The sequence below is a fragment of the Ruegeria sp. CK3 genome (assembly GCF_056536565.1).
In genome coordinates this window covers 305,277-319,077 of the sequence record NZ_JBQFPV010000007.1, presented here as the reverse complement: position 1 = coordinate 319,077, position 13,801 = coordinate 305,277, and the positions used below count along the sequence as shown (strand labels likewise).

16 protein-coding genes and 1 riboswitch are annotated in these 13,801 nt (G+C 58.1%); of the genes, 8 read left to right on the top strand and 8 right to left on the bottom strand.

The genetic code is table 11. The features are described from left to right. Nucleotides 1–8 precede the first annotated feature (8 nt). Nucleotides 9–1,358: an acetyl-CoA carboxylase biotin carboxylase subunit gene (gene accC / locus ACR0C3_RS12605; protein WP_170460778.1), complete on the top strand. Its 1,350-nt coding sequence runs from the start codon at nt 9–11 to the stop codon at nt 1,356–1,358. Between the two features lie 48 nt (nt 1,359–1,406). After that, on the top strand, nt 1,407–2,039 hold the full coding sequence (aat, locus tag ACR0C3_RS12600) for a leucyl/phenylalanyl-tRNA--protein transferase (protein WP_480758751.1): 633 nt from the start codon (nt 1,407–1,409) through the stop codon (nt 2,037–2,039). Here aat and ACR0C3_RS12595 read toward each other — a convergent pair. The 6 genes from ACR0C3_RS12595 to ACR0C3_RS12570 all read right to left on the bottom strand — a co-directional run bounded on the left by ACR0C3_RS12595 (nt 1,994) and on the right by ACR0C3_RS12570 (nt 5,852). Beyond that, the gene (locus ACR0C3_RS12595; protein WP_480758750.1) at nt 1,994–2,362 is read right to left on the bottom strand and encodes a DUF2155 domain-containing protein; all 369 of its coding nucleotides are present in this window, start codon (nt 2,360–2,362) and stop codon (nt 1,994–1,996) included. The two genes, aat and ACR0C3_RS12595, sit on opposite strands and share 46 nt — an antisense overlap. After that, entirely contained in the window at nt 2,359–2,811 is a 453-nt protein-coding gene (gene mlaD / locus ACR0C3_RS12590) for an outer membrane lipid asymmetry maintenance protein MlaD (RefSeq protein ID WP_480758748.1), read from the bottom strand. Before mlaD ends, ACR0C3_RS12595 begins: the two co-directional genes overlap by 4 nt. Before the next feature lie 13 nt (nt 2,812–2,824). Further along, nucleotides 2,825–3,208, bottom strand: a complete 384-nt coding sequence (locus ACR0C3_RS12585) for an NADH:ubiquinone oxidoreductase subunit NDUFA12 (protein ID WP_170468109.1) — start codon at nt 3,206–3,208, stop codon at nt 2,825–2,827. A gap of 79 nt (nt 3,209–3,287) precedes the next feature. Beyond that, entirely contained in the window at nt 3,288–3,653 is a 366-nt protein-coding gene (locus tag ACR0C3_RS12580; protein WP_480758747.1) for a RidA family protein, read from the bottom strand. Between the two features lie 164 nt (nt 3,654–3,817). Continuing rightward, entirely contained in the window at nt 3,818–5,086 is a 1,269-nt protein-coding gene (clpX, locus tag ACR0C3_RS12575; RefSeq protein WP_170374874.1) for an ATP-dependent Clp protease ATP-binding subunit ClpX, read from the bottom strand. 133 nt (nt 5,087–5,219) lie between these two features. Beyond that, a complete protein-coding gene (locus ACR0C3_RS12570; RefSeq protein WP_170662077.1) occupies nt 5,220–5,852 on the bottom strand; it encodes an ATP-dependent Clp protease proteolytic subunit in 633 nt (210 codons plus the stop codon). Nucleotides 5,853–6,176: 324 nt separating this feature from the next. On the opposite strand from ACR0C3_RS12570, the gene ACR0C3_RS12565 reads away from it, so the two are divergent. Then, a complete protein-coding gene (locus ACR0C3_RS12565) occupies nt 6,177–6,521 on the top strand; it encodes an ArsR/SmtB family transcription factor (protein WP_170718966.1) in 345 nt (114 codons plus the stop codon). Nucleotides 6,522–6,641: 120 nt separating this feature from the next. Continuing rightward, a complete protein-coding gene (locus ACR0C3_RS12560; RefSeq protein WP_170374868.1) occupies nt 6,642–6,779 on the top strand; it encodes an entericidin A/B family lipoprotein in 138 nt (45 codons plus the stop codon). Between the two features lie 881 nt (nt 6,780–7,660). Here the strand turns inward: ACR0C3_RS12560 and ACR0C3_RS12555 are convergent. Then, a complete protein-coding gene (locus tag ACR0C3_RS12555) occupies nt 7,661–7,801 on the bottom strand; it encodes a hypothetical protein (protein ID WP_480758744.1) in 141 nt (46 codons plus the stop codon). A 308-nt stretch (nt 7,802–8,109) separates the two neighbouring features. After that, nucleotides 8,110–8,562, bottom strand: a complete 453-nt coding sequence (locus ACR0C3_RS12550) for a hypothetical protein (RefSeq protein WP_170374865.1) — start codon at nt 8,560–8,562, stop codon at nt 8,110–8,112. 237 nt (nt 8,563–8,799) lie between these two features. On the opposite strand from ACR0C3_RS12550, the gene ACR0C3_RS12545 reads away from it, so the two are divergent. The 4 genes from ACR0C3_RS12545 to nrdE all read left to right on the top strand — a co-directional run bounded on the left by ACR0C3_RS12545 (nt 8,800) and on the right by nrdE (nt 13,798). Beyond that, the gene (locus ACR0C3_RS12545) at nt 8,800–10,677 is read left to right on the top strand and encodes a DEAD/DEAH box helicase (RefSeq protein ID WP_480758742.1); all 1,878 of its coding nucleotides are present in this window, start codon (nt 8,800–8,802) and stop codon (nt 10,675–10,677) included. An 88-nt stretch (nt 10,678–10,765) separates the two neighbouring features. Beyond that, nucleotides 10,766–10,957: riboswitch (cobalamin riboswitch) on the top strand. An 85-nt stretch (nt 10,958–11,042) separates the two neighbouring features. Beyond that, nucleotides 11,043–11,264: a glutaredoxin-like protein NrdH gene (gene nrdH, locus ACR0C3_RS12540; protein ID WP_170374861.1), complete on the top strand. Its 222-nt coding sequence runs from the start codon at nt 11,043–11,045 to the stop codon at nt 11,262–11,264. Nucleotides 11,265–11,279: 15 nt separating this feature from the next. Next, nucleotides 11,280–11,693 (top strand): class Ib ribonucleoside-diphosphate reductase assembly flavoprotein NrdI, encoded by a 414-nt coding sequence (gene nrdI, locus ACR0C3_RS12535; RefSeq protein WP_480758783.1) that lies wholly within the window; start codon nt 11,280–11,282, stop codon nt 11,691–11,693. Next, the gene (gene nrdE / locus ACR0C3_RS12530; protein WP_480758741.1) at nt 11,675–13,798 is read left to right on the top strand and encodes a class 1b ribonucleoside-diphosphate reductase subunit alpha; all 2,124 of its coding nucleotides are present in this window, start codon (nt 11,675–11,677) and stop codon (nt 13,796–13,798) included. The genes nrdI and nrdE overlap by 19 nt, the downstream gene beginning before the upstream one ends. The last annotated feature ends 3 nt before the right edge of the window (nt 13,799–13,801 follow it).

The following is a 13,801-nucleotide window of genomic DNA, read 5'->3' as shown; positions in this document are numbered from 1 at the left end:
GCGGGCCCATGTTCGACAAGATCCTGATTGCCAACCGAGGCGAGATCGCCCTGCGCGTCATCCGCGCCGCGCGCGAGATGGGGATTAAGACGGTCGCCGTCCACTCCACCGCCGACAGCGACGCAATGCATGTGCGCATGGCGGACGAATCGGTCTGCATCGGCCCCCCGCCCAGCCCGCAAAGCTATCTGTCCGTCCCCGCCATCATCTCGGCCTGTGAGATCACCGGCGCGCAGGCGATCCATCCCGGCTATGGCTTCCTATCCGAGAATGCCGAGTTTGTGCAAATCGTCGAAGACCACGACATCACCTTCATCGGCCCAACTGCGGAACATATCCGTGTCATGGGTGACAAGATCACCGCAAAGGACACGATGAAGGCACTGGGTGTGCCGTGTGTTCCCGGCTCCGACGGTGGCGTTCCGACGTTGGAAGACGCCAAGCGTATCGGTGAAGAATTCGGCTATCCCGTTATAATCAAAGCCACCGCCGGTGGCGGCGGACGCGGCATGAAAGTCGCGATGAGCGCGGATGAGATGGAAAGCGCCTTCATGACCGCACGTGCCGAAGGTAAAGCAGCCTTTGGCAACGATGAGGTCTATATCGAGAAATACCTCACCACACCGCGCCATATTGAGATTCAGGTCTTCGGTGACGGCAAAGGCAACGCCGTCCATCTGGGCGAACGCGACTGCTCGCTTCAGCGTCGTCACCAGAAGGTGTTCGAAGAGGCTCCAGGCCCCTGCATCACCCCCGAAGAGCGCGCCAAGATCGGCAAAATCTGCGCCGATGCGGTGGCAAAGATCAATTATATCGGCGCAGGCACCATCGAGTTCCTCTACGAAAAAGGCGAGTTCTACTTCATCGAGATGAACACCCGCCTGCAGGTGGAACACCCGGTGACCGAGGGTATCTTCGGCGTCGATCTGGTGCGCGAACAAATCCGCGTGGCCTCGGGCTTGCCGATGTCGTTCGGGCAGGATGACCTTGAGATCAATGGCCACGCCATCGAGGTTCGGATCAACGCGGAAAAGCTGCCCAACTTCTCGCCCTGCCCGGGCAAGATCAGCGCGTATCACGCACCGGGTGGCCTAGGCGTGCGGATGGATTCGGCGCTCTATGATGGCTACTCGATCCCGCCCTACTACGACTCGCTGATTGCCAAGCTGATCGTTCAGGGCCGCGACCGCGCCGAAGCGCTGGCCCGTCTGGAACGCGCTTTGGGAGAGCTGATCGTAGACGGCATCGACACCACAGTGCCTCTGTTCCACGCGCTGTTGCAGGAGCCGGACATCCATAGCGGCGACTACAATATCCACTGGCTGGAGCATTGGCTTGCGGAGAATATGGCCGACTAACCCCACAGGGCCGGTAGGCGCGCGCCGCCCGGCCCTTGGACGCTTTTCATGAGCCTGTCACCAGAACTTTTGCTGCACGGCTATTCGATCGGCATTTTCCCGATGGCCGAGCATCGCGATGACCCGGACCTGTTCTGGGTCGACCCCAAACTCCGCGGGGTTTTCCCGCTGGACGGTTTCCACATCTCGCGCAGCCTTGCACGGCGGATACGGAGATGCGGCTTTACTATCTCGATCAATCAGGATTTCGAAGGCGTCGTCGATGGGTGTGCCGATCGTGCGGACACATGGATTAACGCCGAGCTGCGCGACCTGTATCGACAGGTGTACAACGCAGGCCAAGCGCATTCTCTGGAAGTATGGGAAGACGACCAGCTTGTCGGAGGCGTTTTCGGAGTGGCTCTGGGCGCTGCGTTCTTTGGCGAGAGCATGTTCTCACGTCGCACCGACGCCTCGAAAATTGCGCTGGCTTATCTGGTGGACCGCCTGCGACAGACCGGTTTTCAGCTGTTCGATGCACAGTTTCTGACCGCCCATCTAGCCTCACTCGGCGCGATCGAAATCCCCCGGAGCGACTATAGAAAAGCGCTGGAAGAAGCGATTGGCGATAGCGCCGACTTTGCCGCCGAGGTGCCTCAGTCCGCCGATGGAGTGATACAGCGGATCACCCAAACGTCGTAGCGCGAATGATCTAAGGCATTCAGTGCCGGAGAGGTCGCGATCATCCAACCGTCAAACAACTGCTCCGCCTTGCCTTGTTCCCAGATGGTCAGGAAGGCAAACGCATCCCCGGTCGGGTTATCGACGGGATAGCGGCAATCCCCCAAAGCGACATCCAGACCAAAGACATCCTGTGTCTGACCGGTCTGTAGCTCAACATCCACGGTCTGACCGTTGACCTTATCCAGGCCGCGCAACATCGCGCCGGGTCCGGACTGAACCGTTTGCTGTGCCGTCGCGGATGTCGCGGCCAGCGCCAACGCAAATGCCAGAGCGCGCATCATTCGCTGCCGTCTCCGGCGACGAACTTCACAAGCAACGAGATCAGGCTGACCGCGCCCTGTGTATCTTCGATTTGATCACCGGGCTCAAAGTAGAACGGAGAACCGCCTGGCATCACCTCAACAAAATTGCCCCCCAACAGCCCTTCGGAAGAAATCACGATGGCGCTGTCATCTGGCACGAGGACACCGTCCGCGACCGAAAAGGTCGTATCAGCGCGGTAGGTCTCAGGGTTCAGGGTCACGTCGGTAACGGTCCCGATTTTGACACCCGCAAGTCGCACATCGGTTCCGACATTGACCCCTTCCAGCGACCGGAAGGACGCCCCAAGCTCATATCCGGCACTGCCTTGTGACAGGCCGGTGGATTGGCTGGCATAAACACCAAACGCGACGGCGCAGGCCAGGACGACACCGCCGACGAATACTTCGGTCCAGTTGTGGGTCGACATTGCTCGCCTCGTCTTATTCCGGGCTCCAGGCCTCATAGTCTTTGCGCTCAACAGGCTCTGCTCGGCGCAATGACCCCGCAGGGGTGTAAGCAAGCGCGGTGCCTGTCAGGTTCTCCTGATGCGGTTTTTCCCAGGCCTTGTGCGCCAGCGGTTTGTCTGTCGGCGGCTCATCCCAGGTGCGGTGAAGCCAACCATGCCAATCTGGATCAACCCTGCTGGCTTCAGCCTCACCATTGAAAATTACCCAGCGTTTGCTGTCATCGGCGGTTCTATAGAAGACGTTGCCTTCATTGTCCTCACCAACTTTAACACCTTTACGTGCGGTGAAAATCTGTGTGTTCAGGGTTGCCCCGTTCCACCAGGTTACGGCCCGCAAAAAAGTGTTCAGGATGCCCATGATCCGCCTCCGGCAATTCGGTCCCGAGAAGGTATGACCCAAAGGCGCGCCAAGGTCCAGTACCCGCCGCGCGACTGCGTCACTGCGGCAATAAAGCGGTCACTTCGATCTCGATTCGGTATTTGGGGTCGATCAAACCGCATTCAATCATCGTCGCGGCTGGAGGATTGGCTCCAAAAACCTCGGATAACACGGGCCAGCAAGGCTCGAACTCGGTCCGGTCGGGCAGCATGTAGGTCACACGAACAACATCGGCGAAACCTGCGCCAGCCTCTACCAATGCTTTCCCAATGACGTCCAATGCTGATCTGCATTGATCGACAACGCCACTACCCTGCCCAACAGTGCCGGAAACGTGAACCCACCCTCCGGCCACCACTGCTCGGCAATAGCCAACCTTGCCCTCAAATTCACCACCTGAAGAGATACGCTTGATTGCGGACACGGCTCATTTCTCCGAGAATTTGAATGTCATGAGGTTTTGCGAGGCTCTGCCTCGCGCTCCAGGATATTTATGGCCAGATGAAGTAAAGGATCCCCTGTTCATCTGGCTGGAAATACCTCGGGGGAGGCGCCTGAAGGGCGGCGGGGGCAGCGCCCCCTTACCCCTTAGCCAGCTGACGCCGACTCTGGCACGGCATCCGCATAGATGATCAAGGGTTGCGAGTCAGAGGTCACGGCTTCTTCGTTTACCACCACTTCGGTCACATTTTTGAGGCCCGGAAGTTCGAACATCGTATCCAGCAGGATATCTTCGAGGATCGAACGCAGCCCCCGAGCGCCGGTTTTTCGCTCGATCGCTTTCTTGGCGATCGATTTCAGCGCCTCATCGGTAAAGGACAGTTCAGCATCTTCTAGCTCGAACAAACGCTGGTATTGTTTGACCAAAGCATTCTTGGGTTTGGTCAGGATGGTGACCAGAGCGTCCTCGTCCAGATCCTCCAACGTCGCCAGAACCGGCAGACGACCGACGAATTCCGGGATCAACCCGAATTTCAGCAGATCTTCCGGCTCGAGGTCCTGGAAGATTTCGCCAACGCCACGCTCGTCATTGTCACGTACGTCAGCGCCAAAGCCCATTGCCGAGCCTTTGCCGCGCTGCGCGATGATCCTATCCAGACCGGCAAAGGCACCGCCACAGATGAACAGGATATTGGTGGTGTCCACCTGCAGGAACTCCTGCTGCGGATGTTTACGGCCGCCCTGAGGTGGAACTGAGGCGACAGTTCCTTCCATCAGTTTCAGCAACGCTTGCTGAACACCCTCACCCGAGACGTCACGGGTGATCGACGGGTTTTCGGACTTGCGTGTGATCTTGTCGACCTCGTCGATATAGACGATGCCACGCTGCGCGCGTTCGACATTGTATTCGCTGGCCTGAAGCAGCTTCAGGATGATGTTCTCGACGTCTTCACCCACATAACCAGCTTCAGTCAGCGTCGTCGCATCGGCCATGGTGAACGGCACATCCAGAATACGCGCCAGCGTCTGGGCCAGCAGCGTCTTGCCGCAACCGGTCGGGCCGATCAGCAGGATGTTCGACTTGGCCAGTTCAATATCGCTGCCCGCTTTCTGGGCGTGGTTCAGACGTTTGTAGTGGTTGTGGACCGCAACCGACAGAACCCGCTTGGCTGTGGCCTGACCGATCACGTAATCGTCCAGAACCTCACAGATATCCTTGGGTGTCGGCACCCCGTCCGAGGACTTCAGACCGCTGGCCTTTGTTTCCTCGCGAATGATGTCCATGCACAGCTCGACGCATTCATCACAGATGAAAACGGTCGGGCCTGCGATCAGCTTACGCACCTCATGCTGGCTTTTTCCACAAAAGCTGCAGTAGAGCGTGTTTTTGCCGTCACCGCCTGAATTCGTCGCCATGATCTACCTTTCGGGCTTCGTCTCTGCGCCCCTACCTGTGGGGCACGCTTGCGCATGTTCGTGCAGCTTAGGCCAGCGCTCTGGCGGCTACAATCTCAAAATGGCCCCGCACTTGGCGCGCGGGACGCGTTTCTTAGGCCTCTTCCGTGTCCATCTTGGCACGGTTTTCGACGATCTCGTCGATATGGCCCCAATCCTTGGCCTCTTCGGGACTCATGAAGTTGTCACGATCCAGAGCCTTTTCAACGGCCTTCTTGGTCTGACCCGTGTGACGTACGTAGATGTCATACAAGCGATCTTTTAGCTTCTGCGTCTCGGCAGCATGGATCATGATATCGCTGGCCTGACCCTGATATCCGCCGCTGGGCTGGTGAACCATGATCCGGCTGTTGGGCAACGAAAAGCGCATACCTGTCTCACCGCCGGCCAGCAGAACCGAGCCCATCGAGGCCGCCTGACCGATGACCAATGTGGAACATTTCGGCTTGATGTACTGCATTGTGTCGTAAATCGACAAACCGCTGGTCACCACGCCGCCGGGCGAGTTGATGTAGATCGAGATTTCCTTGTTCGGGTTTTCCGCCTCAAGATGCAGCAACTGCGCGACGATCAAATGGCTCATCCCGTCGTGAATCGGACCGTTGATGAAGATGATCCGCTCTTTGAGCAGGCGCGAGAAAATATCATAGGCGCGCTCCCCCCGGCTGGTCTGCTCAACGACCATGGGCACGAGCGTATTCATATAGGTATCTACTGGATCGAACATTCGGAACCTGCCTGCTTTGCTATGGATCGGGACATTATCCCAACAAGAGTTACCCGAGTCTTAGTGTCGCCACTGGGGGGCTGCAAGGGGGGCCAGCAAGAACGACCTTGCAAACTGTTCGCAAGATACAGCGGAGCTTGTCTTTGGCTCACCTTGCACAGAGGCCGAAAACGGCGCTTTTTTGTTCACCGCTTCTTTGATCACAGTATTTTGATGCATGCATATAGGCGCAAAAGTGCAAAATCAGTAAATTGGATGTACTCATACAGCAAGTAGTATATGGCAGGCATCACCCATAGCGGGATCGTAAGGAACGAAGAATAGATGGCACTCCCCCAAGTAACCCAGGACACCCCTTCAGCAGAGCTTGACCACATGGTCGAAAACGCGGCGAGGGCGGCGAATTTTCTGAAGGCAATTAGCCACGAAGGGCGTCTGATGATCTTGTGTCACCTGGCCTCTGGCGAGAAATCTGTCACCGAGCTTGAGACCCTGTTGTCCGCCCGCCAGGCCGCCGTGTCGCAGCAGTTGTCGCGTTTGCGGTTGGAAGGGCTGGTGACGCCCCGCCGCGACGGCAAAGCGATCTATTACCGACTGGCCGATGACAAGCCCCGTCGGATGCTGGAAACCGTCTATGAGCTGTTCTGCAGCGAAAACACAGGGCACTAATAGTTTGCCCGGCAGACCGCAGGCGTAGACGCAGCGCGACCTCCGGAAAACCACAAAAGTGCTAGCCTCCTCAGTAAGATACTGCTACCGAAGGCCTGATCGAGCATGAAGGAGAAAAACATGATCCGCGCAATTCTGATTGGCCTGAGCCTGTTTGCACTGACCGCCTGCGAAACCGCCAAAGGTGCAGGTAAAGACATCGAAAAAGCGGGCGATGCGATCCAGAACGCAGCCTCGGACGTGCAGGAAAACCTCTGATTTATACCTTCATCTTGCGGGTCGCAGGATGGCGCACGCAATATATTGTTGATGCGGTGGGCTGAACTGGCTATTATGCAAGCACAGGTGCATAGACGCGGCATTGCATCATCTGACGTTTACACGGGGCTCTTTTGCACACGCGAAAGAGCCCCGTTCCCATTCTGACGAGGGGTGGGTGGTAGCCTGCATGAAGCCAGCAAGGGAAAAGGCGTCAGGTGCGCAGACGCGGTCTTTGCATGCGCCCTTGCGGGCAACCCCTGACGCCTTACCCGGACGAAGTTTGTCCTAAGACCACTTCGATCCAGTTGCCCCGGCCCCCGAGGGAACCGCAGCCGCCGCCACAAACTCGAAAGTCGCCGCGACGCACAAAGCCCATTTGAGAAGATGATCCGTCGACCCAAGACACGAAGCCCCAACTCGATACACCACCCACTGGTAAGCCCTTGCAAAAAAACGTCAATCCTGAGATCAACCTTCCCTGCGCAGACCCCCTTGGCCTTTGCATCCCGCCTTCTGATCCGAGGAACTCCAGCGGTGAAACCAATCTTGCATTGCACCCGTAATCGGGCAAGAAAATAGCACTGCAGCATGGAAATCAGACGGGGATAAGTTGTTGATATCTGCCGGGAGGGTACTGTGGATAACTCCGGATTTCTTGACAACCACCTAGGGTTAGAAATGCAAAACTCTTTTCACCAAATTCTGACCGGAATTTTGCGATTTGCTGCAGACGCAAAGGGCAACAGACAATAAACTGATCGCAAATTCCAGAAACTGGCAACGCCACAACGTCCGCAAAACCGAATCGTTCGGACTGAAACAGGGCTAAACTCCCTACCTAATCACCTACGCTGTCGAACAAATGGACAAGACGGTTTTCAGAGCGAGGCTTGCGCCCGGTATTGATCCTTAGCCGACGCTATAAAAACACCGACCGTGCTGATGTCGGTCGGGGAGGCAAAGCAGATATCTTCGCAAAAGATCGACTGGGCAAATCCTCCCAGCAGAATCTGCGGCATACTGCGGATAGGATGCCATTATGAAATGGGGCTTGGACCGGACGGCGAATTTTTCACCGCGCGCGACTTCGCGCTGAAGGATCGCGAGATCCGAATACCCCGAGTCGAGGAACACCGCGTGTAAACCCGGCATATCATGGATCATGTCGCGAGCGGCGAAATTACCGTCCGGTCCGCCTCCTCCCTATGGAGACGAGTTTTCCGATATTGAGAAGCGTTCCGACCCGGACGGTTTACCTACTATTCTGTCGCAGTCAAAATCAGGCGACAGTCCGTACCCCCTACAGTCCGTCCGGGCCGAAAACGCTTCAGTTCACCTGACGTTCCAGAACGGTGCTGTAGGTAGTTCCAGTCCGCAGGCTACGGAAATCCGCGTAGATTCGCCCATCCTCGTAGCGCGCGTCGATCAAGGCGTTTACGCCAATCGCCGGCTCGGCCGAGCTTTCCACGATCCCGATCTTTCCAGAGCCATCCTGGCTGATGGAACCGGTGGCCTCGTACATCGTCCAGTCATCCATGGCATTGCGTCGCCACATACTCGGCCCCCAGAACACATTGTCGTTCTGAGCCTGAATTTCGAGCACCCATTCCGACTGGTTAAATCGTGGAGCATCGCCGGTAGCCGAATTCGACGGCGAAACTGTAGTCTGGCTGGCCGTCCAAACACCGCGCAGATCAGGCGTGGTTTCGGCAGCAGCGGCAGTACCAAGGGCTAAGCTCGTGGCCAGAGCGGCTGCTCCGGCAGTCATAAATCTGGTCATGGTCTCTTTCTCCCTGAAATCGGTGCTATCTCTGGCTGTGTTCAACAGATTGGTAGGAGTGCGACGGGTTACAACTTTCCTGAAGGAACCTTCATCAAGCGTTCATGCTGTGTTTGATCGTGCTGCCCGCTTTCCGCTCTATACATCCGGCGCCTCACTCGGTAAGGAGAGCCCTTCGACGATCATCCGCGTATAAGACGCTCTGAGGGTGACCGCAGCATCCCAATGAGCCGAGCCATGAAACAAACACTTCAAGACGCCCTTGATCGCAAAGGGTATGACACGCTGACCCCTGTCCAAACCGCCGTATCCGCGCCCGACCTGCAAGGGCGTGACATGTTGGTTTCGGCGCAGACCGGATCGGGCAAAACCATTGGCTTCGGCCTTGCCATCGCCCCGACCGTTCTGGGCGACGTGGATGTCTTCGATAAGGCGGGCGCGCCTTTGGCACTGGTCATCGCACCAACGCGCGAATTGGCGATGCAGGTCAAACGCGAACTGGCGTGGCTCTATTCGGATGCAGGCGCGTTCATCGCGTCCTGTGTCGGCGGCATGGATATGCGAGACGAGCGGCGGGCGTTGGCGCGCGGCGCGCATATCGTGGTCGCAACGCCGGGCCGCCTGCGCGACCATATCATGCGCGAGTCGATTGACCTGACCGCTGTGCGCGCAGTGGTTCTGGATGAAGCCGACGAAATGCTCGACCTGGGCTTCCGCGAAGATCTTGAGTTCATTCTGGAACAGACGCCCTCCGAACGTCAGACACTGCTGTTTTCCGCTACAGTTCCTCGCGCCATCGCATCCCTCGCCGCCCGCTATCAGCGCGATGCCGAGCGTGTCAGCACCGTCAGCGAGCGCACGCAACATGCCGATATCGAATACCGCGCAATGAATGTGGCCCCGCGAGATGGCGAGAATGCAATAATCAACGTGCTGCGCTTCTATGAGGCCCCCAACGCCATCATCTTCTGCAACACCCGCGCCATGGTCAGCCGCCTTACGGCGCGGCTGTCGAATCGTGGCTTCTCGGTCGTGGCCCTGTCCGGAGAGCTGACGCAAAGCGAACGTTCGAATGCGCTGCAAGCCATGCGCGACGGACGCGCCCGCGTCTGTGTTGCGACCGATGTGGCCGCGCGCGGCATCGACCTGCCGAACCTTGATCTGGTGATCCACGCGGAACTGCCGAACAGCCATGAAACGCTGTTGCACCGCTCGGGTCGAACCGGACGCGCCGGGCGGAAGGGCGTCAGCGCGCTGATCGTGCCGCCTGCATCGTTCAAAAAGGCGCAGCGCCTGCTGAAATTCGCCAAGCTGACCGCCGATTGGGGGTCTGCGCCCTCAGCCGATGAGGTTCAGGCGCAGGACATGCAGCGGATGTTCAGCTCGGACGACTGGACCGTGGATGTGACCGAGGGCGAAAGTGCTCTGGTTGATGATCTGGTCTCGCGCTTTTCACCGCAGCAACTGGCGGCGGCCTATCTGCGTCAATACGGGCGCAAGCACTCCGCCCCCGAAGAGCTGAGCGACGCACAAGATACCGCGCCAAAGCCGAACGTTCCCTTCGGCCCAAGCGTGTGGTTTTCGTTGTCGGAGGGACACAACGAAAACGCCTCGCCTCGCTATTTGCTGCCCATGTTGTGCAAGGCGGGCAAGATTACCAAAGACGATATCGGCGCGATCCGCATTGCTGACACCGAAAGCTACATCGAGATTCGCGAAAGCAGCGTTGAAGGCTTCCTGAAGGCCATCGGCCCCGAGATGACGGTCGAAGGCACCAAGACCCTGGTGCAACTGGACGCGCCGCCTGCCCTTGCCGGTGGTGGCCGCAAAGGTCCCAAGCGCGACTTCAAAGGCAAGAAGCGCCCCGAACGTGCTGAACGTCCGGCCCGCGCGGCTGAGCCACAGCCCGCAAAACCGCGCCGCAAACCTGCCGAGAAACCCAAGCCCGAAACGCGGCCCAAACGGGATGAGGCCCCCTCGGGCGATCAGGACAAGAAACATGCGCGCCGTCCGAAGGGCCCGCCTCCGCCCAAAGGCAAGCCAAGCAGCAAGAAAAACCGCGCGCGGGCGACTGCGATGAAGGGTGGCAACGCGATGCCCAAGCGGAAAAAGTAGGCCGCTTTAGCGCACGTGACTGGTTGTGCAAGCGAAGAAATTTATTTTCCTCGCCGCACCATATATTGACAACACGCCACCACCAACCCCAATATGGTGTTGCTTCGGTTCTTTCGATTCCTGTTGAAAGCTAAGAGGGAAACCGGTGAAAAACCGGCGCTGCCCCCGCAACTGTAAGCGGATAGTTCGGCTGAATACGCCACTGAAAGCGTGCTTTTGGGAAGGCCAGTCCGAACGTCAATCCGCGAGCCAGGAGACCTGCCGCAAGCAAAGAAAGAGAACCGCGAACGGAGGGTTCGGGGGCGTGTTCAGGGTTCATTTTGCCCGCAGCGTCCTCGGCATTCATTAAAAGGACAGAGGACGACATGAGCATTACCGTATATTCCAAACCCGCATGCGTACAATGCACCGCCACCACCCGCGCGCTGGATGCAAAAGGCATCACCTATGACGTCATCGACCTGACCCAAGATGACAGCGCCATGACCCATGTGACCGAGCTGGGCTATCGTCAGGCCCCTGTCGTTGTGGCGGGCAGTGATCACTGGTCGGGTTTCCGCCCGGACATGATCGCCCAACTGGCCTGACCCATGGCCGCGCCGATCCCGGCGCTGGTCTATTTCTCATCGAAATCCGGAAACACCCACCGCTTTGTCTCGCGGCTGGGCCTGACTTCTTTCCGCATTCCGAGCGGGATGGACCCGCTGCCTGACCCCGCACACCCCTATGTGCTGATCAGCCCCACCTATGCCGATGGCGAAGGGCGCCGGGCGGTTCCGAAACAGGTGATCCGGTTTCTGAACGACCCGGACAGACGCACCGGGATCGTTGGGGTGATCGGCACAGGCAACCGCAATTTCGGTGCGACCTACGCTTTGTCCGGTCGCATCATCGCCCAGAAATGCAACGTACCGCTGCTCTCCACGTTTGAGCTGGCCGGCACAGAGACCGACATCGCCCGCGTCCGCGCCGGGCTGGAAAAACTAGGGAGAAACCTATGCTCGACAGCAGCGTAAACGAGCAGGACTATCACGCATTGAACGCGATGCTGAACCTCTACGATGGTGAGGGTAAGATCCGCTTCGATGCCGACCGTATGGCCGCGCGGCAGTATTTCCTGCAGCACGTCAACCAGAACACCGTGTTCTTCCACTCGCTGGATGAAAAGCTCGGGTATTTGGTGTCCGAAGGCTACTACGAAGAGGCCGTTCTGGACCAGTATTCCAAGAACTTCATGCGCAAGATCTGGGATGCGGCCTATGCCAAGAAATTTCGGTTCCCGACCTTTCTAGGCGCATTTAAGTATTACACCTCATACACGCTGAAAACCCGTGACGGGCAGCGGTTCCTGGAACGCTATGAGGACCGCGTCGTCATGACCGCGTTGGCGCTGGCGCGCGGCGATGAGGCGCTGGCCCTGTCCTTCATGGAGGAAATCCTCGACGGTCGCTTCCAACCCGCCACGCCTACCTTCCTGAACGCGGGCAAAGCCTCACGCGGCGAGCTGATCTCGTGCTTCCTGCTGCGGCTTGAGGACAACATGGAGAGCATCGGGCGCGGCATCAACTCGGCCCTGCAACTGTCTAAGCGCGGCGGAGGTGTGGCGCTGCTGCTGACCAACATCCGCGAGCACGGCGCGCCGATTAAGGGCATTGAGAACCAATCCTCGGGCGTGATCCCGGTGATGAAACTGCTGGAGGACAGCTTCTCCTACGCCAATCAGCTTGGCGCGCGGCAAGGTGCGGGTGCGGTGTATCTGAACGCGCACCACCCGGACATCATGCGCTTCCTCGACACCAAGCGCGAAAACGCGGATGAGAAGATCCGTATCAAAACGCTGAGCCTTGGCGTGGTGATCCCTGACATCACTTTCGAGCTGGCGAAGAAAAACGCCGATATGTATCTGTTCTCGCCCCATGACGTGGAAAAGGTCTATGGCGTGCCGTTCTCGGAAATCTCGGTGACCGAGAAATATCACGAGATGGTCGATGACAAGCGCATCCGGAAATCCAAGGTCAATGCGCGTGAATTCTTCCAGACCATTGCCGAGATCCAGTTCGAATCCGGCTATCCCTACGTGATGTTCGAAGACACGGTGAACCGGATGAACCCCATTGCGGGCCGGATCAACATGTCAAACCTGTGCTCCGAGATTTTGCAGGTCAATGAGGCGTCGGAATTCAACAATGACCTCAGCTATGCGCATCTAGGCACGGATATCTCTTGCAACCTCGGCTCGCTGAACATTGCCAAGACGATGGATGGCGGTGATCTGGGCCGTACTGTCGGCGCTGCGATCCGCGCGCTGACGGCGGTGTCCGAAATGTCAGCAATCGACTCGGTGCCGTCGGTGCGTCGAGGCAATGATGAAAGCCACGCAATTGGTCTGGGGCAGATGAACCTGCACGGGTTCCTTGCCCGCGAACATATCCACTATGGCTCGCCTGAGGGGGTCGAGTTCACATCCGTGTACTTCGCAACCGTGGCGTATCACGCGATCCGCACCTCTTGCGATCTGGCGCAGGAACGCAACGCATCATTCAAGGGGTTCGAGAACTCCGACTACGCCTCGGGCACCTTTTTCGACAAATACACCACCCGTGACTGGCTGCCCGAAAGCGAGCGGGTGAAGGCTCTGTTCGATGGCATGACCCTGCCCACAAGCGACGACTGGGCAGCGTTGAAGGCAGATGTGATGAAACACGGCCTTTATAACCGCAACCTTCAGGCGGTGCCGCCGACCGGCTCGATCAGCTATATCAACAATTCGACCTCTTCGATCCATCCCATCGTCTCGAAGATCGAAATCCGTAAAGAGGGCAAGATCGGCCGCGTCTACTATCCGGCGGCTTTCATGAACAATGACAACCTCGAATACTACCGCGACGCCTATGAGATCGGCCCCGAGGCGCTGATCGACACATATGCCGCGGCCACCGAGCATGTGGATCAGGGCCTGTCTCTGACCCTGTTCTTCCCGGCCGAAGCCACGACCCGCGACATCAACCGCGCGCAGATCTACGCGTGGAAGAAAGGCATCAAAACCATTTATTACGTGCGTCTGCGCCAGGAGGCCCTTGAAGGGACCGAGGTGCAGGGCTGCGTATCCTGCTCGCTGTAAGGG